The organism is Nonomuraea sp. NPDC049421, assembly GCF_040677005.1.
GTDB lineage: Bacteria > Actinomycetota > Actinomycetes > Streptosporangiales > Streptosporangiaceae > Nonomuraea > Nonomuraea salmonea.
Genome location: NZ_JBFAQA010000001.1, coordinates 16699 through 42133, shown reverse-complemented (window position 1 = coordinate 42133; position 25435 = coordinate 16699). Strand labels below are relative to the sequence as shown.

Genomic DNA, 25435 nt, shown 5'->3' with positions numbered 1-25435 from the left:
CATGCGCGAGATCAGAGCGACCGTACCGCTCGGCGCGCCCCCGGCCTGGGCGGTGCTGGAACGCCGGCTGTTCGACGCCCTCGACGAGGCCTGGCGGGCCTTCGCCGGCCGCTACTGCGGACCCGACGGGCGGCTGATCTACCACGGCCCGGCCGCCGACCGCGACGGGGCCGACGACTTCTACGAGGCGTTCTTCAACTGGCCGACCCTCTACCAGCTCGGCGGCGCCGACGACCTGCTCGGCGCGGCCAAGCAGCACTGGGAGGGCGTCACCGCCCAGCTCACCGAGCTGGGCTACCTGGTGGAGGAGTACGAGCGCGGCTACGACTGGTTCCACCAGGGCGAGTCGATGCTGCTGTTCTACGGCATCTGCGCCGCCGACCCGCGCGACGAGCGCTTCGCCGGGCGGGCCCGCCGCTTCGCCGAGCTGTACCTGCCGGGCTCGGCCAACTACGACGCCGAGCACGACATCATCCGCGCCCCGCACAACGGCGCCGTCGGCCCCCGCTACGGCCTGCAGTGGGAGTGGGCCTCCTACCACACCGACCTGGTCAGCATGCGGCCGTTCGGCCTGCCGCTGCGCGACCTGCCCGGCATCACCCGCTGGGAGGACCTCGGCGACCCGTGCAACGCCGCCCGCATGGGCGCCGCGATGAGCGAGCGCATCGGCCGCGGTGACGTCGCCGTCAACCTCGCCGCGACCAGCCTGGCCGTCAACGCCTGGCTGTACGACGGCGACGACCGCTACCGCGACTGGGCGCTGCGCTACATCGGCGCCTGGCAGCGCAGGGCCGAGGCCAACGACGGGATCATCCCCGACAACGTAGGCCCGTCCGGCATCGTCGGCGAGCTGCACGACGGCCGCTGGTACGGCGGCAACTACGGCTGGCAGTGGCCGCACGGCCTCTACAGCGTGGGCGCCGCCGCCGCGATCGCCGCCGTCAACGCCCACCTGCTGACCGGCGACGACGCCGCGCTCGCGATCGGCCGCGACCCCTTGGAGGCGGTGTACGAGCGCGCCACCCAGGGCGCCGTCACCCAGACCGAGATGAGCATCAGCGACCGCTGGCTGGCCGAGCTGGGCGACGAGGCGGGCAAGCCCACCATGCTGGTGCCCAACCGGCACGACGACTCCGGCTGGTTCGACTTCCAGCCGCCGCAGCTCGGCCTGCCCGTCTGGCTCTGGCACCGCTCGCTCGGCGGCGCGGACGCCGACCGGCTGGAGCGGCTGCGCCGCGCGTCCGGCTACGACTGGACGACCGTGCGGCCGTTCCGCAACAAGGAGGAGGCGGGGCACGAGGCGCCCTGGCTGGAGTACCTGCGCGGCGCCAACCCGGCCTACCCCGAGCTGATGCTCACCACCGCGCTCGGCCAGGTGCAGCGCCGCATGGCGCTCATCGAGGCCGACGACGCCGACCTCGCCACCATCCACGTGCACCACTGGCAGCGGCTCAACCCCGTGCTCACCGAGGCGCTGCTGCAGCTCGTCACCGGCACCCCTCAGGTGCTCTACAACGGCGGCCTGCTGCCCACCCGCCTGGCCTACTTCGACGCCGACCGCCACCGCCCCGGCCTGCCGCCGGACGTGGCCGCCCTGGTCAGCGCGGTCCGCGCGGACGGCGCCGTACTGGAGCTGGTCAACCTCGGCCTCAGCAGCACCCGCCGGGTCGTGGTGCAGGCCGGCCAGTTCGGCGAGCACGACATCGACCACGTCACCATCACCAGCTTCGCCGGTGACGGCTACCCGGGCGACCCCCGCGCCTACACCGCGCCCCCCATCCACGAGAGCGAGCAGGAGGTGCCGGTGCACGGCCCGCGGCTGCTCGTGGAGCTGCCGCCCGGCCGCCGCATCCGGCTCGACCTGCACACGACCGCGCGCGTCCGCACGCCGTCACACCAGCACTACTGAGGAGTCACATGGACGAGGCCATCTGGGATCTCCCCGTTCGCGGGTCGCTGCCCGCGGACCCCGATCCCGCGCTCATCGCGGGGCTGTCCCGGATCAGCTCGGCCACCGCCTGCGCCAAGCTGCACGCCCAGGGCATCCGGCGGACCTTCGTCGAAGGCCCGCGCCCCATCGCCCAAGGCCAGAAGATCGCCGGACGGGTCCGCACGCTGCAGTTCATGCCGCAGCGCGAGGACATCGCCTCGGGGCTCGGGCAGGAGTACGTCGAGCGGCACACGGCCCTGTGGCACGTGCTCGAGGACATCAGGCCGGGAGACGTGCTCGTGGTGCAGGCGTACGGGAGCGCCTACACCGGCTGCTTCGGCGACATGCTGGTCCGCTACTTCAAGCGCAGGGGCGGCGCGGGCATCGTCGTGGACGGCAGGATCAGGGACCTGCCCCGCGTCAGCGGCGTCGGCCTGCCGATCTGGTGCACCGGCGCCACCCCGCACTACGCCTCGCAGGCCGAGCTGTTCCCTTGGGCGTACGACGTGCCGGTGGCCGTGGGCGGGGCGCTCGCGCTGCCCGGCGACCTGTGCGTGGCCGACGACGACGGCGCCGTGGTGGTGCCGCTGCGCCGGGCCGGCCAGGTGCTGGAGGCCGCCGCCGACCACGAGCAGTGGGAGCGCTACAGCAGGGCCCGCATCGAGGAGGGCGGCGCACTGTCCGACTACTACCCCCTCACCCCCGAGACCCGCGCCGAGTACGAACGGTGGCGGGAGGTTAAGGAGAGCCAGTGATCCTCAGGTCCATCGGCGCCGTCGCGTTACTCCTGGGCGGCCTGACCACCCCGGCGACCACGTCCGCCGCCACCACCGCCAGGACGTGCGACTACTACGTGGCCACCACAGGCAGCGAGCGCGGCGACGGCAGCGCCAGGAACCCGTGGAAGACCATCGAGCAGGCCCGCGACCAGCTCAGGAACCCGAAGTACCAGAAGAACTGCGACATCGTGGTCAACGTCAAGGCCGGTGACTACGTCGTCGACAAGACCATCGAGTTCACCGACGCCGACTCGGGCCGCGACGGCCACACCATCACCTACCGCAGCGCCGACGGCCCCGGCAAGGCCCGCCTGGTCGGCGCCCGGCCGGTCACCGGGTGGGAGAAGTACAAGGACAACATCTACAAGACGAAGGTCGACCGGACCTTCTACACGCTCTTCGAGGACGGCGCCCGCGCCACCACTGCCCGCTACCCCAACAGGACCGCCGACGACCTCTGGTCGCCCTACCTGTTCTCGGTGACGCCCGAGGCCGAATACCAGGCCGTGCACAACTGGCTGTTCTTCGACCCCAAGGACATTCCGCAGGAGTGGGACGCCGACTTCGACAAGAACGCCCAGATGGTGGTCTGGTCGGGCGGGTCGTGGAGCTGGTTCACCGACCACGTGCCACTCGGCGGCGCCGACTTCCGCAAGAACTTCTTCACCCTCAACCACGACAGCCGCTTCGCCCTGGTCAACAGCCGCAGCGGCTCCCGCTACTTCGTGCAGAACACGCTGCGCTTCCTCGACCAGCCCGGTGAGTACTACTTCGACTTCGCCAACAGCGAGGTCTACTACTGGCCGAAGACCTCCATCGACAAGGTCATGGCGCCGACCGTGAAGACGATCATCTCGCTGGCCGGGTCGTCGCCCGACAAGCGGGTCGAGCGGCTGAACTTCGACGGGCTCGCCCTGCAGTACTCCGACTTCGTCAACTGGTACCGCTACGGCTGGAACTCCTCCGGCGACTCCGGCTACGAGCACAAGTACCCGATCTACGACCGGCAGATCGAGATGCCGCGCAACCGGTTCGGCATGCTCACCCTGGAGAACACCCGCGACATCGGCCTGACCAGGCTGCACATCTCCGACACCGGCTTCACCGGCATCTTCCTGCTCTTCGCGAACGAACGGGTCAAGATCGCCGACAGCCTGCTCGCCAACCTCGGCGGCGACGGCATCAAGGTCGAAGGCGGCTACCCCGGCGAAGGTGACATCTCCGGCCACCACACCATCAGCAACACCTACATCGACCACGTCGGCGAGCTCGTCCCCGGCGACGCCTCCGGCATCGAGCTGATGAGCACCGGCCACAACGAGGTCAGCAACGTGGTCGTCAAGCACAGCGCCCGCTACGGCATCAGCCTGGAGGTCCGCCCCGAGATCGCCAACGCCGACAACTACGCCAGAGGCAACCGCTTCTCCTACATCCGCCTTGAGGAGACCGGTTTGGACAGCGGCGACATGGGCGCCTTCTACACCTACGGTGTGCACAACGTCGAACCGCACGCCATCGACAACCACGTGACGCAGATGGTCATCGGGGACGTCATCAACGACCCCGCCGGCCAGATGCCCGACTCGGGAACGCGCGGCGTGCACATGGACGCCGGCGGCTGCGGCTTCTCCATCTCGAACGTCGAGGTGGGCGAGGTGAGCGACGACAAGTACCAGTCGTACCAGTGCAACGAGGTCACGAACGCCAACTGGCAGGACGACTTCGACCCCTCGAAGATGGAATACGACAAGATCGGCGTCACGAACACCTTCCCCTACCCCCTCCCGTCCTGACCACCTGACCATCCAGCCGGCGCTTGAGGCCGGTGCCCGGGGACGTCCGAACGGTTGAGGTCGCTGCCCGGCCCCGATCAGGCAGTTGAGGTCGGTGCCCGGCCCTGTCCAGGCGCCGACCACCAACCGCACGCCAACCGGCGGGGCCGGCCGACCGCCAAGCGCCGGTCGCGTCCCGCCAGGCGGCGCAAGCCGGCAGCCCGGGCAACCGGCAGGCTCGACCGGTCACCCAGCCCGGTCGGCCCACCGGTGGCCTCGGGCGGGCGCGTTCAGGCCGGTCTCTTTGACCGGGGCGTCGGGCCCGGTGGCCCGGCGCCCCATCCACCCCCGCAGGACCTTGTCTCCTGGAGGACCCGTGTCCGATTCCACCCCCCACGGCCGTACTCCTGCTCACCCCTCCGCCGCTCCCCCAGCGCCCGATCCGGCCTCAGGACCCGCTCCGGCCGCTCGCCCCGTGCCGGGCTGTCCGCCGGCTTCCGGACCCGCCTCGGCCGCTCGCCCCCTGCCCGGCGCTCCTCCCACCTTCCCGCCCTCCCCTACCGCTTCTGTGACGCGGCGGGGGTTTCTCGTGCTGGGTGGGGTGGCCACGGCTTCCGTTGCGCTGGCCGGGCAACCCTTTCCTTCCCCCGCTGCCGCTGCCCCCGCGCCCGGAGCCGGGTGGTTTCAGCGGCCTGAGGCTGGGGTGCGGCCGATGGTGCGGTGGTGGTGGCCGGATGCGCAGGTCACGCCCAGCGAGATTCGGCGGGAGGTCGATCAGCTGGCCGATGCGGGGTTCGGTGGGGCGGAGATCGCGGCTGTTCATCACAGCATCTCGGATAAATCCGTACTCGATCCCGCCAAGTACGGCTGGGGCACGCCCGCCTGGAACGCGGCCGTCGAGGCGGCGCTGGACCAGGCGGCCCGGCGGAGCATCACGATCGACCTGACCATCGGCCCCTCCTGGCCGGCCGCCGTCCCCACCATCACCCCCGAGAGCGAGGCCGCCTGCAAGGAACTGGCCCACGGCTCGGTGCAGGTGACCGGCGGGAGCACGTACCGGGGTCCGGTGCCGCCGCCCGCCGTCGAAGGGCGGAGCGAGCGTACGTTGCTGCTGGTCCAGGCGGCCAAAATCGAGCCCGCCCACTCGACCCGCGACGAGACCGGCCTCGACCCCGCCTCCGTACGGACCGTCCCGGTGGACGGCGACACGATCACCTGGACGGCCCCAGGCGACGGCGATTGGCTGCTCATCTCCTACTGGCAGCGCGGCTCGGGCCAGCGCCCCGAGTCGGGCCCGCACACCGCGCCCGAGGCGTACGTGGTGGACCACTTCAGCCGCACCGGCACCAAGGCGGTGATCGACTTCTGGGAGCGGCGGCTGCTCACCCCCAGCATCAGGAAGCTGCTGAAACGATCGGGCGGAGCGCTGTTCGAGGACTCGATCGAGATCGAGAGCGACGCCCTGCCGTGGACGCCGGAGCTGCCCGCCGAGTTCGAGCGGCGGCGCGGCTACCCGCTGACGGACGTGCTGCCGGTGGTCGTGCTGGCCGACGAGGACCCGGTGTTCGCGTTCGGCCCGGTGCTGACCAGGCACGCCCGCAAGGACTACTGGGAGACGGTGTCCGAGCTGTTCAACGAGCACCACTTCACCGCGCTGCGCGACTGGGCGCACTCGCTGGGGCTGCGGTTGCGGGCGCAGCCGTACGGGCTGCAGACCGACGCCATCGAGGCGGCGGCCATCCTCGACGTGCCCGAGGGCGAGTCGCTGGGCTTCAAGAACCTCGACGACTACCGCTGCCTGGCCGGCGGCCGGGACATGGCGGGGCGCGAAGTGCTGTCCTGCGAGGCGGGGGCGTACCAGGGCGGGGCCTACACGACGACGTGGCGCAAGCTGCTGCTGACGATGGGCGGCGCGTACGCGGCGGGGCTCAACCAGACGGTGCTGCACGGCTTCTCGTACGCGAGCGCGCCGGGCGCGGGATGGCCGGGGTTCGCGGCGTTCACGCCGTACGGGGGTTCGGTGGGGTACGCGGAGTCGTGGGGTCCGCGCCAGCCCACCTGGGACCACATCACCGACATTTCCCGATATTTCGCAAGAATCCACCTGATCATGCGGCAAGGGACACCTCGGGTGGACGTGGCGGTGTTCCGGCAGACCGGCTCCACCAAGACCGGCATCGGCGCCACCTGGTTCACCGCGAACGGCGTACCGACCGGCTGGACCCACCAGTTCGTCAGCGGCCCGCTGCTCGACCTGCCCGGCGCCCGCGTCAGGGACGGGCGGCTGGGGCGGCCCGCGTACAAGGCGCTGTTCGTGGAGGGTGACCGCTTCGGGGGCAACGAATGCACGATGACGCTGCGGGTGGCCGAACGGCTGCTCGCGTACGCCAGGGACGGGCTGCCCATCGTGCTGCTCGGCGCCTGGGAGTCGGCGTCGGTGCCCGGCGTACCCCGCGACGGCGACGACGAACGCCTGCGCGCCCTCGTCTCCGACCTCCTGGCCCAGCCCTCCGTCCGCCGCATCACCACGGTCGACGAGGTGCCAGGCGCGCTCGAAGCCCTCGGGGTCCGCCCCGACGTCCGGTACGCGACCCCGTCCACACTGCTCACCATGCGCCGGGTGGCCGGCCGGGTGGACTACTACTACCTGTGCAACGGCAAGCACCAGGAGAACGCCAAGCCCCCGGTCACCGCCATCGACCACGAGGTCACGCTGTCGCGTACGGACAGGAACGGCGTCCCGTACCTGCTGGACCCGTGGACCGGCCGGGCCGAGCGCATCGCCCGCTACACCGAGGACGCCGGCGGCATCCACCTGCGCGTCGCCCTGCACCCCGGCCAGGCCCGCATGATCGCCATCGGCCGCCCGGGCCTCTTCGGCGACCGTACGGGCACCGGCCCGCACGCCACCGCAACCTCCGCCGACCTGGTCCGCTACGTCAACGGCCAGCTTATGGTCCGCGCCACCGAGCCCGGCCGCCACACGACGACCCTCTCGACGGGCCGCACGGTCACCACCACCATCGACCCGCTCCCCCAGCCCATCGACCTGCGAACCTGGCACCTCAGGGTCCGCGACCGCCGCCCGGACGGCGACCACACCATCACCCTCGACCTCGACCGGCTCGCCCCCTGGCGCGACCTCCCGGGCCTGGCGGACGTCTCGGGCGTCGGCACGTACACGACCACGGTGCACGTGAACGGCCCCGCGTACCTGGAGCTGGGCGAGGTCACCGACACCTGCCGGGTCCGCGTCAACGGCCGCCTCCTCGACCCGGTGGACCTCCTCCACCCGGTCATCGACGTGGGCCCGCACCTCCAACGCGGAGAGAACACCATCGAGGTGGAGGTCGCCACCCCTCTGGGCAACCGCCTCCGCCAAGCCGACCCAACGGTATACGGCTCCCTCACACCCCAGGCATACGGCCTGCTGGGCCCGGTCCGGCTGGTGCCGTACGGCGAGAAACGGATATAGAAGTGGACTGATAAAAACCGGACTTCTACATCGGTCGCGAACAGTTGGCCGCCCAGCTCGGCAGCCCCGCTCCCCTGCGCTTCCCGTCGTGGCGCGAGGTCATCGGGGCGATCCTCGACCTGCGGACCTCCGCTCCCCTTCGCCGGCTGAATCGGCCGCAAGTCCACCGAGATCAGCCACCCGCTCGCCGTCCTGGAGGACGCCGGCCTGCTGGCGAAGTCCCCCGACATGATCAGGGCGGCACGGCCGCTCTCCCGGATCACCGAGCCGTTGATCACCTTCCACCACGCCGTGATGCGCCCGGCCAAGGCCACGTCGAACGGCTCCGGCGGGTCCGCGACCTGCTGGCCCAGCGCGGCTACAACACTCGATCGACGCGGCCGGTCTGCTGCAGCGCCGCCGGGTTCGCCCCCGATCTGCGCGCGGCGGAGGGCGGTGAGCTCCTGCTGGTCTCCCCCGAACGCCTCTACTCCTGAGGCCCTCCCCCTCTCGCCGGCGCGGGCCGGGTGCGGGCTCGGATCGTAAGCTGGGGGCGTGAGAGCCGAGGTGGGACGCGCATGGTGACGCGCAATGACGTGGCGCGTCTGGCGGGGACCTCGCCGGCCGTGGTCTCGTACGTGATCAACAACGGGCCCAAGCCCGTCTCCGAGGCGGCGAGGAAGCGGGTGCTCGCGGCGGTCGAGCAGCTCGGATACCGGCCCAACGCGGTGGCCAGGTCGTTGCGGTCGCGGCGGACGTGGACCATCGGGCTGATCGCGTCCGACAGCACCGGGGGCAAGAGTCCGTTCTTCGGGCAGTTCACCCGGGCCTGCGAGGAGGTGGCCTGGCAGCGGGGGTACTCCGTGCTGCTGGGCAACTCGGCCGAGGATCCGGAGCGGGCCGAGGGGTACGTGCGGCGGTTCATGGAGCGGCGGGTCGACGGGCTGGTGCTCATGCGGGTGCCCGTCTCGGCCGAACGGGCCGCCGAGTTGCGGGGCGTGCCCGTGGTGACGATCGACCATGAGGCGCCGGCGCATTTCTCCCGGCTCGCGGTGGACGACGAGGAGGGCGGCTACCAGGCCACCCGGCATCTCATCGCGCACGGCCACCGTCGCATCGGGTACGTCGCCGGGCCGCTCGACGTCACTCCCGTCGGGCTGCGGGCCGACGGGTGGCGCCGCGCCCTCCACGAGGCCGGCGCCCAGGCGGACGCCGATCTCGGTGCGCTCGTCGCCGAGGGGGAGCTGAGCCTGGAGGGCGGGTACGACACGGCGCTGCGGCTGCTGTCCCGGCCCGAGCGGCCGACGGCGTTGTTCGCGTCCACCGACGACCAGGCCATCGGGGCCATGCGGGCCGCGGCCGATCTCGGGCTGCGGGTGCCGGACGACGTCGCGGTGGCCGGGTTCGACGGGGCGCGGGAGGCGGCGTACACGGTGCCGGGGCTGACCACGATCAGCCAGCCGATAGACGAGATGGCACGGCACGCCACCGAGACCCTGGTCGGCGCGATCGAGGAGGCCGCCGAGCCGGTCACCAAGATCTTCTCGGCGAGCCTGGTGACTCGCGGCTCCTGCGGCTGCCCGGAGCCCCACCTCATCCGCTGACGGCCGGGGCCGGATCCGGCCCCGGCCGTCACGCGCCGCCGGCCGCCGTCACGCGGCCCCGCCGTCACATCGCGGCTGCCACGATGCGCCGGACGATTTCCTGGGCGACGCGGTCCGGTGGGGCCGAGGTGGTGATGCGGGTGCGGCCGTCGCCCGGGGTGAAGGTGCTGGAGCCGTCGGGGCCGATGGTGACGTGGCCTTCCGGGCTGAAGCCGAACAGGTCGGGCACCAGCATCGTCAGGACGGTGATCGGGTCGTGCGGGCAGTTCCACTCCTCGTTCCAGAACCGCCACCACTGCTCGATCTCCGCCTTGAGCGCCTCCCCCAGCGGCCCGGCGCCGGCGATGGCGGCCACGTCGGCGGCGTCCATGCGGACGGTCGTGGTGATTTCGAGGCCGGTGACGGTGATGGGCGCCCCAGAGCCGAAGACGACGGCCGCGGCGTCGGGGTCGCATGTGAAGTTGTGCTCGGGCTCGGGGCCGTCGAAGCGGCCGCCCATGATCCACAGGTGGCGGACGTCGCGGGCGAAGGCGGGCGACGCGGTGACGGCGTGGGCGATGTCGGTGAGCGGGCCGACCGCCACGACGTCCACCTGGCCGGGCGCGGCGGTGACCCGGTCCACGAGGTACGCCACCGCGTCCCCCTCGTCCACCTGCTCGGTGCCGAGGTCGGGGAACAGCCGCCCTTCGTGCCCCGCCCACCACACGGGCCGCCCGCTCAGCGTCTCGGCGGCGCCGGCCACCACGGGCAAGGCGCGACCGGCCAGGCCGGCCAGCCGCTTGGCGAGGCGCGCCCGCACGAGTGTGTCGCCGTAAACGGTGGTGCAGCCGATCAGGTCCACCTCGGGCGAGCCGAGCAGCACGGCGAGGGCGAGCGCGTCGTCCACGTCGCTGCCGATGTCGGTGTCGAAGATGACGCTCCTGGACGAGGGTGCCATGGTGACCTTTCTCGAGGGCTACTTGAGCCCGGTGGTGGCGATGGACTGCGTGAAGTGCCGCTGGAACCGCAGGATGATCAGCAGCGGGATGACGGTCAGGACGATGGAGCCGGCGAAGAGCTGGCCGTAGTCGATGGTGAACTGGCCGCGCAGGTTGGCCAGCGCGATCGGGCCGAGCTGGTGGGCGGCGTCGGTGCCGATGAGCAGCGGCCAGACGTACGACTGCCACTGGAAGATGAACAGCGTCAGCCCGGCGCTCACCAGGGCGGGCCGCGAGAGCGGCAGGTAGATGCGGGCGAACACCCCCCACCACCCGAGCCCGTCGATGCGGGCGGCTTCGACGAGGTCGCCGGGGATGGCGAGGAAGAACTGCCGCAGCAGGAAGATGGCCAGGCCGTGGCCGAGCCCCGGCAGGATGAGCCCGGCGTAGGTGTTGGTGAGGTCGAGGTCGCGGAAGAGCGTGGCGAGCGGGATCGCGATGGCGTCGAACGGGATGAGGAAGCTCAGCACGACGATCGCGAACAGCGCGCCCTGCCCTTTGAAGCGCAGCGCGGACAGGCCGAAGGCGGCGGCGGCCGAGATCAGCAGGCCGCCCGCCACGGTGACGAGCGCGACGATGAGGGAGTTGACGATCGCCACGCCGAAGTCGCCGGAGGCGAGGGCGGCGTAGTTGGCGACGGTGGGGCTGGACGGGATCAGCGTCTCCCACGACAGCCGGGAGATGTGCTGGAAGATCTCGGAGCCGCCGCGCAGCGAGCTGGACAGCGCCCACAGCAGGGGCAGCGCGAACGCCACGCCGATGACGGCGGCGAGCAGGGCGTAGAGGCGCCGGGACAGTCGGGACACGAGGGGGTCAGTCCTTTCCGCGCAGGAGGCGGAACTGCACGACCACCACGGCCAGCACGAGCAGCACCAGCAGCATCACCTCGGCCTGCGCGAGGCCGAGATCGCCCACGGTGTAGGCGCGGGTGAAGATGTCGTACATGGTGAGGTTGGTGGAGCCTTCCGGGCCGCCGTTGGTCAGCATCTGTACGGGTGCGAAGACGAGGAAGTTGGAGACCGTGTCGGCCACCAGCACGAACGCCAGCGGCCTGCGCAGCAGCGGCAGCGTGACGTGCCAGAAGCGGTGCCAGGCCGACGCGCCGTCGATGGCGGCGGCCTCGTACAGCGTGGCGGGGATGTCCTGGAGGCCGGCGATGAGGAACATCATCCAGTAACCGACGCCGATCCATGACAGCAGCACGATCAGCGACCACAGGGCCTGGCCCGGTGAGGTGAGGAACGGCTGCTCCGGCACGCCGAGCACCCTGAGCACGGAGTTGAGCAGGCCGTCGGGGCGGTAGGCGACGCTCCACACGGCCGCCGAGACGGCGGGCGGCACCGCGATCGGCAGGATGACGAGGGCGCGCAGGAAGCGCACGCCGCCGAAGCGCCGGGTGAACAGCACGGCGAGGGCGAGCGCGGCGGCGATCTGCAGCGGGTTGACGACGACGCTGAACAGCAGCGTGACGCGGACGCTCTGCCAGAACGTCGGGTCGGCGAAGAGCGCGGCGTAGTTCTCCAGGCCGACGAACGAGGTGCGGCCGGTGAGCAGGCTGGTGTGGTAGAGGCTGCTGACGACGGCCATCCCGGCCGGCAGCAGGCGCAGGACGAGGAGCGCGACGAGGGCGGGCGCGAGGAACGCCAGCGACACCAGCACCGGGCGGCCGACCCTCCTGCGAGGGGTGCCGGTGGCGGCGGGGCTTCCGGTGGTGGGGCGCGTGGTGGTGCCGGTCATCGCAGGCGGTCCCAGGCCGTGGTGACCTGCTGGGTGGCCTGGGTGAGCCGGGCTCTGGGGTCGGCGCCGTTGCGGATGTCGGCGAACGTCTTGGTCATGATGTCCTCGAACTGGATGTACCCGACGGACCTGGGGCGGGCGACCGCGGTGTGGTCGGCGTCGTACGTCATGATCGTGCTGACGCCCGCGCTGTTGTCGCCGCCGAGCGCTTCGAGGGTGGGCAGGTAGCGCTCGAAGGCGGCCCGGTTGGCCGGGATGACGGTGGTGGCCTTGGTGGTGAGCAGGTTGCCTTCCGGGTCGAGTGCGGCGTACTCGAGGAATGCGCGGGCGAGCCGCTGCTTCTTGGAGGCCGGGTTGATGCCCCAGGACCAGGAGCCGGTGGGGGTGACCTGCCTGCCGCCGGCGAAGTAGGGGTAGGGGGCGACGCCCCAGTCGACGTCCTTGCTCCCGGCGAGCGTGCCGACGTTCCACGGGCCGCCGGCGAGGAAGGCGACCTTGCCCTCGGCGAACAGCGGCGAGGTCTGGAACGAGCCGACGCCGCGCGGCGCGAGCCCCTGGGTGAACAGGTCGCGGTACCACGTCATGGCCTTGATCCAGCCGTCGGTGGTGAGGGCGGGGGTGAGCATGTCGGGGCCGGTGACGCCGGAGCCGCCGCCGAGCGACTCGGGCAGGCTCTGGAGCTGGTAGTACTGCTCGATCTGCTCGGGGATGAGCGCCCATTGAGCGCCGCCGAGCTCCTGCGTTTTTCTGCCGGCCTCGGCCGTCTGCTCCCAGGTCCAGCGTTTCGCCGGGTCGCTGGAGGGCGGCTCGACGCCGGCCTTCTTCAGCAGGGTCTTGTTGTAGAAGAGGAACTGGTCGGAGGTCCAGATGGGGACGGACCAGAGCTTGCCGCGGTGCTCGTTGACCTCGTACTGCGCGGGCAGCGCGGCCTGCTTGACGCGGTCCTTCCAGGCGCTGAGGTCGGCGAGGAAGCCGCGCGCGGCCAGCGCGGAGACGCGCGGCTGGTCCACGGTGTAGACGTCGATGCCGTCGTCGCCGGCCGCGAGCCGCTGCTGCAGGGTGCTGTTGAGGGTGTCGAACGGGATCTGGCTGTAGTCGACCTTGACTCCGGGGTGCCGGGCCTGGAAGCCGTCGATGACGGGCTGGAAGGTCTTGGGGTCCTCGGGGCCGACGAAGTGGAGGGTGTTGGCCGAGTCGGCTCCCGCGCGCAGCCCGCAGCCTGCTGTGAGCACCGCCAGCAGGCAGGCGGCAATCAGGCGTCCTTTCATCGGGGCTACTCCTTCTGACCAGGACGTTCACCGAGTCTACACGTGTCACTCGACACGATGGCCGCCATCGTGCCACGGGCGCGCGGAAACGGACAAGACCTCACAGACCTTGACCCTGGGCGTTAGGCGGTCTACATATATATTCACAGCCAACTATCCATTCGCGCATAGAAGGGCCGAATGTGAAGGCATCGATCCCGGTTCTCGCCACCGTCACCGCACTCGTCTTAGGCACCGCCCCCGCCACGGCGGCCGAGGCGGGGCCCCGCTTCTCGGTGCCCGGCCGGGCGGGCGCGACCTGCGTGGACGCACCACTGACCCTCACGTTCCCCGGGCCCGTCGAGCTGGGCACGTCGGGGGCGATCGAGATCCGCGCGGCGGACGGCACGCTCGCCGACCGCATCGAGGCGGCCAAGGCGAAGGACGACAGGAAGAACGTCGGCCAGGCGGTCTCTGACACGGGGCTGCCGCACGACTTCTCGTACGAGTCGATCATGGTGGACGGGAACACCGCCACCGTCTACCCGCACCACCGCCTCGACCACGGCAGGACGTACACCGTCACCGTCGACGCCGGCGTCTTCCCCGGCCACGACGCCGCGCGCCGGCGCTTCACCACCGCCGAGCGCCGGCCGCACGACCAGCGCAGACTGACCGTCTCCGCCAAGGGGAACGGCGACTTCTGCACCGTGCAGGGCGCCATCGACGCGGTGCCGCTCGGCAACGACCGGCCGGTGACCATCGACGTCAGGCCCGGCGTCTACACCGAGATCGTCTACGTCCGCGAGGACCGCCCGCACCTCACCGTCAAGGGCGCGGGCCCCGGCCGCACGGTGATCCGGTACCCCAACAACGACCTGCGCAACGGCGACAAGGCGCTGAGCGACGGCGGCCCCGCCGACGTGTGCCCGCGCCGCGTGCTCGACACCTCCGACCTGCACAACTGCTGGCGGCAGACGTTCGGCGTGGACGCGGCCGACTTCCGGCTGACCGGGCTCACCGTGCACAACACCACACCGGACGGCGGCTCGCAGGCCGAGGCGTTCCGCGGCAACAACGACAGGATCGTGCTGGACCGGGTGCACCTGGCCAGCTTCCAGGACACGCTGCGGCTGCAGGGCAAGGGCTTCGTCACCGACAGCAGGATCAGCGGCGACACCGACTTCGTGTGGGGCACGGGCACGGTGTTCATCCAGGACTCGGTGCTGGAGTCGACCGACCGCGGCTACATCTCGCAGAGCCGCAGCGACGAGACGCGGCCCGGCTACGTCTTCGTGCGGACGAAGCTGACCAGGGCGCCCGGCGTGCCGGACGCGTCGGTGGTGCTCGGCCGCACCGCCGTGTGGCGCTTCACGCACAGCCAGGCCGTGTTCATCGACACGAAGATGGACGCCCACGTGGCGCCGGTCGGCTGGCAGATCGACCCGGACGACTGCGCGCAGGCCCAGACGGCCAGCATGTGGGAGTACGGCAGCACCGACCTGGCCGGCAACCCCATCGCCACCTCGCAGCGGCTGGCCTGCTCCCGGCAGCTCACGCCCGAGGAGGCGGAGCAGTGGCGCGACCCGGCGTTCGTCCTGGACGGCTGGGACCCCCAGGCGAAGGGAGCGACCCGATGACGAGCGAAAGGCACGACGCGCGATCTGATGGCCGCGCGACCCGGCGCGGGCTCCTGGGCGGCGCGCTCGGCGGGATCGGCCTGGCGCTGGCCGCGGCGGGCCCGGCCGCGGCGGCGGCCCGCGCGGGAGGCGGCGCGGGAGCCGGCCCGGCGGCCGCGGCTGGACCAGCGGCGGCGGGTCAGGCCGCGCCGGCGCGGCCTGCCGAGGCGCGGCCCGTGGCGCCGGTGAACGAGGAGGTGGCCGCCCGGTTCGGCCCCGAGTACAAGACGCTGCCCACCGCCGCGGCGGGCGTGGACATCGAGCCGCTCATCGGCATCACAGGGCAGGAGGACATCGAGGCCAGGCGCCGGCAGATGATCGACTTCATCTGGAAGGGCGCCGGCCTGCCGCAGGGGCGGCCGGAGGTGGAGAAGGGCGTGAGCGCCCCCGACTTCGCCCCGCTCACCGGCGTCCGCAGGATCGACCTGCTGACCGTCCCGCTGCGCTACGGCATCAACGCCAAGGTGTACGACCTGCAGCCCCGCAAGCCCTGGAACCGCCGCCTGGCGCTCTACCACAACGGCCACGGCGAGCCGCTCGACACGATGCTCCGCACCGTGCAGGCCCTGCTGGACCGGGGCTACCGGGTGATGGCGTACGCGATGCCCTTCCACCACTGGAACGGCGGCCAGCAGATCGAGGACCCGGCGAACCCGGGCACGATGCTGCCGCCGCCGTCGCACCGGGAGCTGGTGCCGTGGGAGAGCGAGGCGTTCTCGACGCTGACGTTCTTCCTGGAGCCGCTGGTCGTCACGCTCAACCACGCGGCGGCGACCTACCGGCCCGCCTCGGTCGAGATGCTGGGCCTGTCGGGCGGCGGCTGGACGACCACCGTGTACGCCGCGCTCGACCCCCGCGTGAAGCACAGTTACCCGGTGGCCGGCTCGCTGCCGTTCTTCCTGCGCCCCGCCTCTCCCAAGCCCAGCCCGACGGTGGGCGACTGGGAGCAGACGAAGGCGTCGTTCCCCGGCTTCTACTCCTCGATCACGGCGGGCACGGCGGACGACTATCTGCAGATGTACGTGCTGGCGTCCGTCGGCGAGGACCGGGGCCAGCTGCAGATTCTCAACAGGTTCGACGACTGCTGCTTCAACGGGGTCAGCCACCGGGTCTACCAGGCGCCGGTGCGCGACCGGGTGCGGCTGCTGGCGGGCGGCAGGCCGGATCGGGGCCGCTGGGATCTGCTGGAGGACGGCAGCCACGGCGATCACACGATCTCGCCGTACGCGCTTTCCGTCATCCTCTGGGATCTTGACAGGGCAAAGGTCACAACCTAATATCGGAATATAGATACACATTTGAATTGATATTCACCACGGCCATTCTGGAGGGCCGCATGGCGGGCAGGACTTTTTCCCACCGGCGCCGCGTCATCATCGACACCGATGCGAAGAACGAGGCGGACGACCAATTCGCCATCGTGCACGCCCTGCTCTCCCCGAGCTTCGACGTCAGGGGCCTGATTCCCGCGCATTTCGGCAACCGGCGCACCCGGCACAGCCTGGAGGAGAGCCGCGCGGAGATCGAGCTGCTGCTGCGGCTGATGAAGCTCGACGGGCAGGTGCGGGTGGCGGACGGGGCGCCGTACGCGCTGCCCGACGCCCGCACCCCCGTGCCCTCGCCAGGGGCCGAGCTGATCGTCGAGGAGGCCATGCGCGACGTGGCGGAGCCCCTCTACGTCGCCTTCCTCGGCCCGCTCACCGACATGGCGTCCGCCCTGCTCATGGAGCCGCGCATCGCCGAGCGGGACCTCACCGTCGTCTGGATCGGCGGCGGCGGTTACGACGGGCGCGGCCCCCAGGACGGACGGCCCGAGTTCAACCTGTCCAACGACATCGCGGCGGCCAACGTGGTGTTCTCCTCGGCGCTGCGGGTCTGGCAGGTGCCCGCGCCGACGTACCGGATGACCGCCGTGAGCTACGCCGAGCTGGACGCCAAGGTCGCGCCGTACGGGGAGATCGGCGACTACCTCGTACGCCAGCTCGTCGAGTGGAACGAGCGCGAGCACGGCGGCTCCATCGAGTTCCGGGTGCTCGGCGACTCCCCCGCGGTCGGCCTGATGCTGCACCCCGACTGCGGCACCTGGGTCGAGCGGCCGGCGCCGGCCTTCCGCTACGACGGCGGCCACGACTTCTCGGCCGCCAACCGGCCGATCCGCACGTACGACAGCATCGACGCCCGGTTCATCCACGAGGACTTCTTCGCCAAGATCCGCGCCTTCGCGGAGACCCGATGAGCACCGGCGGCACGCGCCCGTGCTGACGGTGTGCGGACGGCGCCGCGGGCTAGCACAATGGCACTCGGCAGTGGCCCGGGCTCGCCACCGGACCAGCAGGAGCGGCGGAGCCGAAGCGGAGGCCAGCGATCGTGGGAGCTGACAGTGGGTTCGACAAGGGCCGCGCGGGCGAGGTGAGGTTCGGCGGCCGGCGGCTCGGCGCGGAGTCCGAGCGCATGCGGCTGCTCGTCCGCGTCGCCCGCCTGTACCACGAGCACGGGGTACGCCAGCCGCAGATCGCCGCCCAGCTGCGCATCTCGCAGCCCCGGGTGTCGCGGCTGCTCAAGGAGGCGGCGGAGATCGGCATCGTGCGCACGGTGGTCGTGGTGCCGTCCGGGGTGCACGCGCTGCTGGAGGAGGATCTCGAGCGCAAATACGGCGTGGAGCAGATCATCGTCGTCGACGCGGCGGGCGAGAACCACGACGTGGTGGCCGCGCTGGGCTCGGCGGGGGCGACCTACCTCGACGCCACGCTGATCGGCGGCGAGCACCTCGGCATCTCCTCCTGGAGTGCGAGCCTGCTGGCCACGGTCGAGGCGATGCAGCGCCGTCCCGTGCGGGTGGCCGAGGAGGTCGTGCAGCTCATCGGCGGCGTCGGCAAGGGCTCCGCGCAGGTGCAGGCGACCCGGCTGGCCGCCCACCTCGCCGACCTGACGGGCGCCGAGCCGGTCTTCCTGCCCGCTCCAGGGCTGGTGGGCTCGCCGGTGGCGCGGCAGGCGCTGTCGGACGACGACGTGGTGCGCCAGGTGGTCGAGGCGTGGTCGCGGCTGACCACGGTGCTGGTGGGCATCGGCAGCCTCAACCCGTCGCCGCTGCTGCAGGAGAGCGGCAACGCGATCTCCGAGGACGAGCTGGAGGCGCTGCGCGGGCTCGGCGCGGTGGGCGACGTGTGCCTGCGCTTCTTCGACGCGGAGGGCCGGCTGATCGACTCGCCGCTGGAGGAGCGCATCCTCGGCATCCCGGCCGCCGACCTGCGCCGGGTGCCGCGCCGCATAGCGATCGCGGGCGGCCGGCGCAAGACGGCCGCGATCAGGGCCGCGCTGAAGGGCGGCTGGGTCAACACCCTCATCACGGACGTCGGCGTCGCCGAGGAGCTCCTCGACGGCTGACCCCCGCCCCGCACGAGGACCGGGCCGCCGGAGCCTGGCGCCGCCGCTGGCGGCGGCCGCGATCCGCTCAGGCCCTGTGCCCCTTTCCCCTCGACGGGCCGTCGCGCCATGCGCGGCGGCCTTTGTCGCCTTCCCCGGGGCGAACGCGAAAGTTGACCAGTAGGGAAACGACTCTTGACAGTCACATCGGCGTCGTTCACGATGTGATGAATCCACTCCATTCATGGCTGAATAAAAATTCTCACGCACTGCAGCGTGGTCCGGAGTGTGCCGATTCAGCGGCACGGCCCTGCCTATTTCCCAGGGCGGAAAGAGAGCGTTTCGATGACCGAGGCCCTTGGCTTCGATCCCCTGAGATCAGGATTCGGCCGCCGCGCATTCATGCGCTCGGCGGCCCTCGCCACGCCCGCCGTGGCGTGGGGGACGACAGCGGAACAGGCCGCGGCGGCCCCCACCCCGACGCCGACGCCCAGCCCGCCGGCGACGGCCTCCGCCGATGACGCGCTCGCGAAGAAGGTGCCCGCCTTCCCGGGGGCGGAGGGCGCGGGCAGGTACGTGACCGGCGGCCGGGGCGGCGCGGTGTACGAGGTGACCACCCTGGACGACGACGGGCCCGGCTCGCTGCGCGAGGCGGTCGCCAAGTCGGACGGCACGATCGTGTTCCGGGTGGCCGGCACCATCAAGCTCAAGGGCGGCCTCGACGTCACCGGATCGAACCTGACGATCGCCGGCCAGACCGCACCGGGCCACGGCGTCACCGTCACCGGCAACGAGACGCAGATCAAGGGCGACAACATCATCCTGCGCCACCTGCGCTTCCGCGGCGGCGACGAGCTGGGCACCCCGATCGACACGTTCGGCGCCAGGGGCGTGCGCGACCTCATCATCGACCACTGCTCGTTCAGCTGGGGCGTGGACGAGTGCTGCTCCGTCTACGGCAACACCAACGTGACCGTGCAGTGGTGCATCATCTCCGAGGGCCTGACGAACTCGGTGCACGACAAGGGCCGGCACGGCATGGGCGGCCTGTGGGGCGGCGACACGATCACGTACCACCACAACCTGCTCATCCACCAGAACGCCCGCAACCCGCGCTTCAGCTTCGAAGAGGGCATGGCGCTGCTGGTGGACCACCGCAACAACGTGATCTACAACCCCGGTATCACGTCCTGCTACGGCGGCGAGTGGTCCAACGGCATCAACCTGGTGGGCAACTACTACAAGCCGGGCCCCAACACGCTGCCCGCGATCGCCAGGGAGATCGTCGCCCCCGGGCGGTTCGGCCAGTGGCACGTCAGCGGCAATGTGATCGAGGGGCACGCCGACGTCACGGCCGACAACGCCAAGGGCGTCACGTTCCCGATCGGCGGCGTCACGCTGCTGCCGAGGCCGGTGGAGTTCGCCGAGGGGATCACCGAGCAGAGCGCGCAGCAGGCGTTCGCGAGCGTCCTGGAGCAGGCCGGCGCCACCCTGCCGCGCCGGGACGCCATCGACGCCCGGCTGGTCGATGAGGCGCGCACCGGCACGGGACGGCACATCAACTCGCAGAAGGACGTCGGCGGCTTCCTCCCCTTACCGAGCGAGGTGCCCGCGCCGGCCGACGGCGACCACGACGGCATCCCGGACGCGTGGGAGAGCGCGCACGGCCTCGACCCGGCCGACCCCGCCGACGCGCAGGCGATCGGCCCCGACGGGTACACGAACCTGGAGCGCTACCTCAACTCCATCGAGCGGGCCGGCGCCCGCAACCCCGAGGTGGCCATCACCTCTCCCGCGATCGACGAGGTGTTCGCCGCGGCCAAGGACGAGCAGAGCGTCACGATCACCGCCGACGCCACGGCACTCGACGGGGCCTCCGTCGCGAAGGTCGAGTTCTTCCACGGCGCCACGAAGATCGGCGAGGCCACGGCCGCGCCGTACCGGGTGACGTGGGACGGCGTGAAGGACGGCAGCTACTGCCTGACCGCCAGGGCCACCGACAGCACCGGCACGGCGACCACCTCCTCACTGGTGCCGATCCACGTCAACCGCACCAGGACGCACACCGGCTGGCAGGTCAGGGACGTCGGCCAGGTGCCCATCCCCGGCAACACGGCGCTCAAGGACGGCGTGTTCACGATGAAGGGCTCCGGCAGGATCGCCGGCTGGAACGACTCCTTCCACTTCGCCTACAAGGCGGTCGGCTTCAGCAGGCGCGGCGAGGTGCTGGAGATCACCGCCCGCGTCGACGGCGTCAGCAAGAACCACGTGGACGCGGTGGCCGGGATCATGGTCAGGCAGGACCTGGAGCCGAACTCGCCGTTCATGATGGCCGGCATCGGCTACTCGGCCAGCGGCGAGGACGGCTCTGGGCGGCGCGCCAAGGCGATCAGGGTCGCCTCGCACGGCCGTCAGCCGAGCGTCGGCCTGTGGACCGACTCACTGAGCGAGAAGCCGTACTGGCTGCGCCTGGTCTGCCGGAGCCTGCCGACGGGCTCCGACCTGGAGTTCGAGGCGTTCCTGTCGGACAACTCGCTCAACTGGGACCGCATCGGCTACGAGCGCATCGTGATGCGCACCAGCCGCTTCTACGTCGGCCTCGCCGTGGACGGCAACCAGGAGGCCAACGGCGTCCACCCCTACATCACCGCGACCTTCAGCCAGGTCAAGGTCAATCGTTAGACCCCCGGAACGGAGCACCGATGACAGAGCACGTGTTCACGCGGAGGAGCCTGCTCCGCGGCGGCGGCGGGCTGCTGCTGCTGGCCACGGCCGGTGGCTGCGGCTTCTTCGACACCAGCCCCGACACGGGCGGCGCGGGACCCGTGGCGGCCGCCGACCCGGCGGCCAAGGAGGCGCCGGCGCTGGCCGAGCTGGTCAAGGCCGGCAAGCTGCCCCCGCTGGAGCAGCGCCTGCCGAAGAACCCGATGGTGGTCACCCCGCTGAAGGAGGCCGGCGCGTACGGCGGCACCTGGACCTCGGCGATCGTCGGCGAGGACGACTTCGACTGGCTGTACTACTCGCTCGGCTACGAGCCCCTGGTCAGGCTCAAGGCCGGCACCAACGGCCAGAAGGGCCCGGACGACATCATCCCGAACGTGGCCGAGTTCGAGGTGAAGGACGACGGCCGGGTGTACGTCTTCACGCTGCGCGAGGGCCTGAAGTGGTCGGACGGCGAGCCGTGCACGGCCGACGACCTGCTGTTCGCCTTCGAGGACGTGGCCGTCTACAAGGACCTGCACACGACCGGCGTCTACGACCTCTACCTGGAGAACGGCACCACGGACGAGCTGGTCAAGGTGGAGAAGGTGGACGAGCGGACGGTCACCTACACCTACAAGGAGCCGAAGGCGGGCCTGCTGTTCCAGATCGCGGTCTCGACGTTCGAGCGCGGTGGCGCGGCCGGGTTCCTGCTGCCCAAGCACTACCTGAAGCGGTTCCACAAGAAGTACAACCCGGACGCCGACCAGCTGGCCGAGGAGGAGCAGCTGGAGGACTGGACCCAGCTGTTCATGAACAAGAACGACGTCGCGCACAACGCCGACATGCCGACCCTGCACCCGTGGAAGATCACGAACCCGGTGGGGCGCGGCACGGCGGTCGTGGCGGAGCGGAACCCGTACTACTGGAAGGTCGACGAGCAGGGGCGGCAGCTCCCGTACATCGACCGGTTCAGGGCGGAGGTGCTCGGCGACGTCGAGGTCGAGCTGCTGAAGATCATGAACGGTGAGCTCGGCCTGCAGCTGTACAACTTCAACACGCCGGAGAACAAGCCGCTGGTCGCCCAGAACGCGGCCAAGGGGAAGTACCGGCTGTTCGACGTGCCGAGCCGGCTGAGCAACACGATGATCCTGCAGTTCAACCAGACGATCAAGGACGACGGCCTGCGCGAGCTGTTCAGGAAGAAGGACTTCAGGATCGGGCTCTCTTACGCGATCAACCGGCAGGAGATCATCGACGGCGTGTACGCCGGCCAGGGCGAGCCGTGGCAGGGCGCGCCGTCGAAGAACAACGCGCTCTATGACGCCGGCTTCGCCAAGCAGTACACCGAGTACGACGTCGCCAAGGCCAACGAGCACCTGGACAAGGCCGGCCTGACCGAGAAGGACGCCGACGGCCGCAGGCTCGGCCCCGGCGGCAAGCCGCTGATCGTCACCGTCATGGCCTCCACGGAGTTCCCGCACCACGTCGAGGCGCTGGAGTTCGTCAAGAAGGGCTGGGAGGCGGTCGGCGTCGGGCTGCGCGTCGATCCGGTCGCGGCCACGCTCTTCTCCGAGCGCTCGATGGGCAACCAGCCGCAGTGCTCGACGTACACGTGCAGCGACTTCGACGTGATCACCGGCACCGGCGGCGACCACTACTACGTGCCGAGCAACTCCGGCAGCGCGCGTTACGCCATCCGCTGGGCGCAGTGGTACGGCAGCAAGGGCAAGAGCGGCGACGAGCCGCCGGCCGAGGTGCGCGCGCAGCTGGAGAAGTTCACCGAGATGCGCACGGAGCCCGACTTCACCAAGGCGCTGGAGCACGCCAAGGAGGTGGTGCGGGTGGCCAAGGAACAGTTCTACGCGATCGGCGTCAGCTCGTACCCGAACGAGTACGGCATCGTCGGCACCGCGTTCAAGAACGTGCCCGACGCGATGGCGAACACGGCCGTGAATCCCGGGCCGACCCAGCCCGAGCAGTACTCCCTCTGAGGGGCCGGCGTGCTGGGTTACTTCGGGCGCCGCCTGGTCTACGTGGTGGTGACGCTGTGGGCGATCTCGATCGTCACGTTCGTCATCATCAACCTGCCGCCGGGCGACTACGTCTCGACCCTCGTGGCCAACGCGCAGGCGGGCGGCGAGGGCATCACTCCGGCGGAGATCGCCAACCTGCGGCAGCGGTACGGCCTCGACGACCCCCTGCTCGTGCAGTACTGGCGGTGGATCTCCGCCATCGTCCTGCACGGTGACTTCGGTCAATCGTTTGCCTGGAACCAGCCGGTGTCCACGCTCATCGGCGAGCGCATCGCGCTGTCGGCGATCCTGTCGCTCAGCTCGCTGCTCATGGTCTGGGCGATCGCGTTCCCCATCGGCATCTACAGCGCGGTCCGCCAGTACTCCTGGGGCGACTACGGCTTCTCCTTCCTCGGCTTCATCGGGATGGCGGTGCCGGAGTTCATGCTCGCGCTGGTCCTGATGTACATCGGGTTCCGCTTCTTCGGGCAGAGCGTGGGCGGCCTGTTCTCGCCGGAGTTCCAGGACGCGGCATGGAACCTCGGCAAGGTGCTCGACCTGGCGAGCCACCTGTGGGTGCCGATCGTCGTCATCGGGGTGTCGGGCACCGCCGGCATGATCCGGGTGACCAGGGCGAACCTGCTGGACGAGCTCTACCGCCCGTACGTCGTCACCGCCAGGGCCAAGGGCCTGCCGGAGTGGAAGCTGCTGCTGCGGTATCCGGTGCGGATGTCGCTCAGCCCGTTCTTCAGCACCGTGGGCTGGCTGCTGCCCGGCCTGATCGGCGGCGAGACGATCGTCTCGGTGGTCATGAGCCTGCCGACCGGCGGCCCGCTGCTGCTCAGCGGCGTGATGAACCAGGACATGTATCTCGTCGGCAGCTTCGTGCTGATCCTCAGCACGCTGACCGTGATCGGCACCGTGATCAGCGACCTGGCACTGGCGTGGTGGGACCCGCGAATCCGCAAAAGGTACAAGAGAGAGTAGCGCCAGATGTTCCTCAGGCGACCGACGGCGAGGGAAGCAGGGACGCTGCCGCAGTGGCGGCTGATGTGGCGGCAGTTCCGCCGGCACCGGCTCGCGATGGCGGGCGCGGCGATCCTCATCCCGATCTACTTCGTGGCGATCTTCGCGGAGTTCTTCGCGCCGATGTCCAGCTCGACGGCGGACACGACGATGACGTACGCGCCTCCGCAGGTGCTGCGCGTCTCCGGCGAGCACGGGCTGCACGTGTACGGGTACACCAGCGAGCGCGACCCCGACACGTTCGCGCAGACCTACACCGAGGATCCGTCCCGGGTGACCGAGGTCGGGCTGTTCGTGCACGGGGATCCGTACAAGCTGCTCGGGGTGATCCCGTCCGACATCCACCTGATCGGGCCCGTGCACAAGGGAGATCCGTTCTTCCTGCTCGGCTCCGACCAGAACGGCCGTGACCTGCTGTCGCGGCTCATCCACGGCGCGCGGGTGTCGTTGTCGATCGGGCTGGTGGGCGTGCTGGCGAGCTTCCTGCTCGGCATGCTCATCGGCGGCGTCTCAGGCTATTTCGGCGGCGCGGTGGACAACGTCGTGCAGCGGGCCATCGAGTTCCTCATGGCGATCCCGACGCTGCCGCTGTGGATGGCGCTGTCGGCGGCGCTGCCCACGGACTGGGGGCCGCTGACCCGATATTTCGCCATCACGGTGCTGCTGTCGCTGATCGGGTGGACCGGGCTGGCCAGGGACGTGCGCGGCCGGTTCCTGTCGCTGCGCGAGGAGGACTTCGTCACCGCGGCCCGGCTGGACGGCGTGGGCCGCCTGTCGATCATCTTCCGGCACATGATCCCGTCGTTCGCCAGCCACATCATCGCCTCGTTGTCGCTGGCCATCCCCGGGATGATCCTCGGCGAGACCAGCCTGAGCTTCCTCGGCCTGGGCCTGCAGGCGCCGGCCGTGAGCTGGGGGGTGCTGCTGGAGGGCGCCCAGAACGTGCGCGTCGTCGCCGACGCCCCGTGGCTGCTGGCGCCGGGCGTCGCGGTGGTGGTCGTGGTGGTCGCCATGAACTTCTTCGGCGACGGGCTACGCGACGCCGCCGATCCGTACGGAGCGGCGAGCGGAGCCCGGAGAAGAAAGCCGTTCAGGCGTAACCGCGTAGGGCGACAGTGAGCGCGACCATTCGACACGCAACAACAAGGGGGT

17 protein-coding genes are annotated in these 25435 nt (G+C 70.8%); 13 read left to right on the top strand and 4 right to left on the bottom strand.

The window, feature by feature from the left end; all coding sequences use genetic code 11:
- Window position 1: 1 nt before the first annotated feature.
- The 5 genes from AB0K18_RS00145 (at window position 2) to AB0K18_RS00125 (ending at window position 9539) form a co-directional block, all read left to right on the top strand.
- Window positions 2-1909: a hypothetical protein gene (locus AB0K18_RS00145; protein WP_364907598.1), complete on the top strand. Its 1908-nt coding sequence runs from the start codon at window positions 2-4 to the stop codon at window positions 1907-1909.
- An 8-nt stretch (window positions 1910-1917) separates the two neighbouring features.
- On the top strand, window positions 1918-2685 hold the full coding sequence (locus tag AB0K18_RS00140) for a hypothetical protein (protein WP_364907595.1): 768 nt from the start codon (window positions 1918-1920) through the stop codon (window positions 2683-2685).
- The gene (locus tag AB0K18_RS00135; RefSeq protein WP_364907592.1) at window positions 2682-4502 is read left to right on the top strand and encodes a right-handed parallel beta-helix repeat-containing protein; all 1821 of its coding nucleotides are present in this window, start codon (window positions 2682-2684) and stop codon (window positions 4500-4502) included. The genes AB0K18_RS00140 and AB0K18_RS00135 overlap by 4 nt, the downstream gene beginning before the upstream one ends.
- A 94-nt stretch (window positions 4503-4596) precedes the next feature.
- Window positions 4597-7956, top strand: coding sequence for a glycosyl hydrolase (locus AB0K18_RS00130; protein ID WP_364907590.1), 3360 nt, complete (start codon window positions 4597-4599; stop codon window positions 7954-7956).
- Window positions 7957-8513: 557 nt separating this feature from the next.
- Window positions 8514-9539, top strand: coding sequence for a LacI family DNA-binding transcriptional regulator (locus tag AB0K18_RS00125; RefSeq protein WP_364907587.1), 1026 nt, complete (start codon window positions 8514-8516; stop codon window positions 9537-9539).
- A gap of 64 nt (window positions 9540-9603) precedes the next feature.
- Here the strand turns inward: AB0K18_RS00125 and AB0K18_RS00120 are convergent, their stop codons facing one another.
- The 4 genes from AB0K18_RS00120 to AB0K18_RS00105 are packed head-to-tail and all read right to left on the bottom strand — an operon-like array spanning window position 9604 to window position 13521.
- A complete protein-coding gene (locus AB0K18_RS00120) occupies window positions 9604-10476 on the bottom strand; it encodes a nucleoside hydrolase (RefSeq protein WP_364907585.1) in 873 nt (290 codons plus the stop codon).
- A gap of 18 nt (window positions 10477-10494) precedes the next feature.
- Entirely contained in the window at window positions 10495-11322 is an 828-nt protein-coding gene (locus AB0K18_RS00115; protein ID WP_364907583.1) for a carbohydrate ABC transporter permease, read from the bottom strand.
- 7 nt (window positions 11323-11329) lie between these two features.
- Window positions 11330-12253, bottom strand: a complete 924-nt coding sequence (locus tag AB0K18_RS00110; RefSeq protein WP_364907581.1) for a sugar ABC transporter permease — start codon at window positions 12251-12253, stop codon at window positions 11330-11332.
- Window positions 12250-13521, bottom strand: coding sequence for a sugar ABC transporter substrate-binding protein (locus AB0K18_RS00105; RefSeq protein ID WP_364907579.1), 1272 nt, complete (start codon window positions 13519-13521; stop codon window positions 12250-12252). Before AB0K18_RS00105 ends, AB0K18_RS00110 begins: the two co-directional genes overlap by 4 nt.
- A 182-nt stretch (window positions 13522-13703) precedes the next feature.
- Here AB0K18_RS00105 and AB0K18_RS00100 point away from each other — a divergent pair, with 182 nt between their 5' ends.
- The 8 genes from AB0K18_RS00100 (at window position 13704) to AB0K18_RS00065 (ending at window position 25402) form a co-directional block, all read left to right on the top strand.
- A complete protein-coding gene (locus AB0K18_RS00100; protein WP_364907578.1) occupies window positions 13704-15140 on the top strand; it encodes a pectinesterase family protein in 1437 nt (478 codons plus the stop codon).
- Window positions 15137-16456, top strand: a complete 1320-nt coding sequence (locus tag AB0K18_RS00095; RefSeq protein ID WP_364907576.1) for a hypothetical protein — start codon at window positions 15137-15139, stop codon at window positions 16454-16456. The genes AB0K18_RS00100 and AB0K18_RS00095 overlap by 4 nt, the downstream gene beginning before the upstream one ends.
- A 26-nt stretch (window positions 16457-16482) precedes the next feature.
- Window positions 16483-17415, top strand: a complete 933-nt coding sequence (locus tag AB0K18_RS00090; RefSeq protein WP_364907573.1) for a nucleoside hydrolase — start codon at window positions 16483-16485, stop codon at window positions 17413-17415.
- Window positions 17416-17546: 131 nt separating this feature from the next.
- The gene (locus tag AB0K18_RS00085; RefSeq protein ID WP_364907570.1) at window positions 17547-18563 is read left to right on the top strand and encodes a sugar-binding transcriptional regulator; all 1017 of its coding nucleotides are present in this window, start codon (window positions 17547-17549) and stop codon (window positions 18561-18563) included.
- Between the two features lie 324 nt (window positions 18564-18887).
- Window positions 18888-21224 carry an Ig-like domain-containing protein gene (locus tag AB0K18_RS00080; RefSeq protein ID WP_364907569.1) on the top strand — a complete coding sequence of 779 codons (2337 nt, stop codon included), beginning with the start codon at window positions 18888-18890 and terminating at the stop codon, window positions 21222-21224.
- Window positions 21225-21244: 20 nt separating this feature from the next.
- Window positions 21245-23236 carry an ABC transporter substrate-binding protein gene (locus tag AB0K18_RS00075; protein ID WP_364907566.1) on the top strand — a complete coding sequence of 664 codons (1992 nt, stop codon included), beginning with the start codon at window positions 21245-21247 and terminating at the stop codon, window positions 23234-23236.
- Window positions 23237-23245: 9 nt separating this feature from the next.
- Window positions 23246-24244: an ABC transporter permease gene (locus AB0K18_RS00070; protein ID WP_364907563.1), complete on the top strand. Its 999-nt coding sequence runs from the start codon at window positions 23246-23248 to the stop codon at window positions 24242-24244.
- A gap of 6 nt (window positions 24245-24250) precedes the next feature.
- Window positions 24251-25402 carry an ABC transporter permease gene (locus tag AB0K18_RS00065; protein ID WP_364907560.1) on the top strand — a complete coding sequence of 384 codons (1152 nt, stop codon included), beginning with the start codon at window positions 24251-24253 and terminating at the stop codon, window positions 25400-25402.
- Window positions 25403-25435 lie beyond the last annotated feature (33 nt).

Excerpts from the sequence above, each read along its gene's own strand:
- AB0K18_RS00145 (WP_364907598.1), top strand. The coding sequence starts at position 2 with ATGCGCGAGATCAGAGCGACCGTACCGCTCGGCGCGCCCCCGGCCTGG.
- AB0K18_RS00140 (WP_364907595.1), top strand. The coding sequence starts at position 1,918 with ATGGACGAGGCCATCTGGGATCTCCCCGTTCGCGGGTCGCTGCCCGCG.
- AB0K18_RS00125 (WP_364907587.1), top strand. The coding sequence starts at position 8,514 with ATGGTGACGCGCAATGACGTGGCGCGTCTGGCGGGGACCTCGCCGGCC.
- AB0K18_RS00120 (WP_364907585.1), bottom strand. The coding sequence starts at position 10,476 with ATGGCACCCTCGTCCAGGAGCGTCATCTTCGACACCGACATCGGCAGC.
- AB0K18_RS00110 (WP_364907581.1), bottom strand. The coding sequence starts at position 12,253 with ATGACCGGCACCACCACGCGCCCCACCACCGGAAGCCCCGCCGCCACC.
- AB0K18_RS00105 (WP_364907579.1), bottom strand. The coding sequence starts at position 13,521 with ATGAAAGGACGCCTGATTGCCGCCTGCCTGCTGGCGGTGCTCACAGCA.
- AB0K18_RS00095 (WP_364907576.1), top strand. The coding sequence starts at position 15,137 with ATGACGAGCGAAAGGCACGACGCGCGATCTGATGGCCGCGCGACCCGG.
- AB0K18_RS00080 (WP_364907569.1), top strand. The coding sequence starts at position 18,888 with ATGACCGAGGCCCTTGGCTTCGATCCCCTGAGATCAGGATTCGGCCGC.
- AB0K18_RS00075 (WP_364907566.1), top strand. The coding sequence starts at position 21,245 with ATGACAGAGCACGTGTTCACGCGGAGGAGCCTGCTCCGCGGCGGCGGC.
- AB0K18_RS00065 (WP_364907560.1), top strand. The coding sequence starts at position 24,251 with ATGTTCCTCAGGCGACCGACGGCGAGGGAAGCAGGGACGCTGCCGCAG.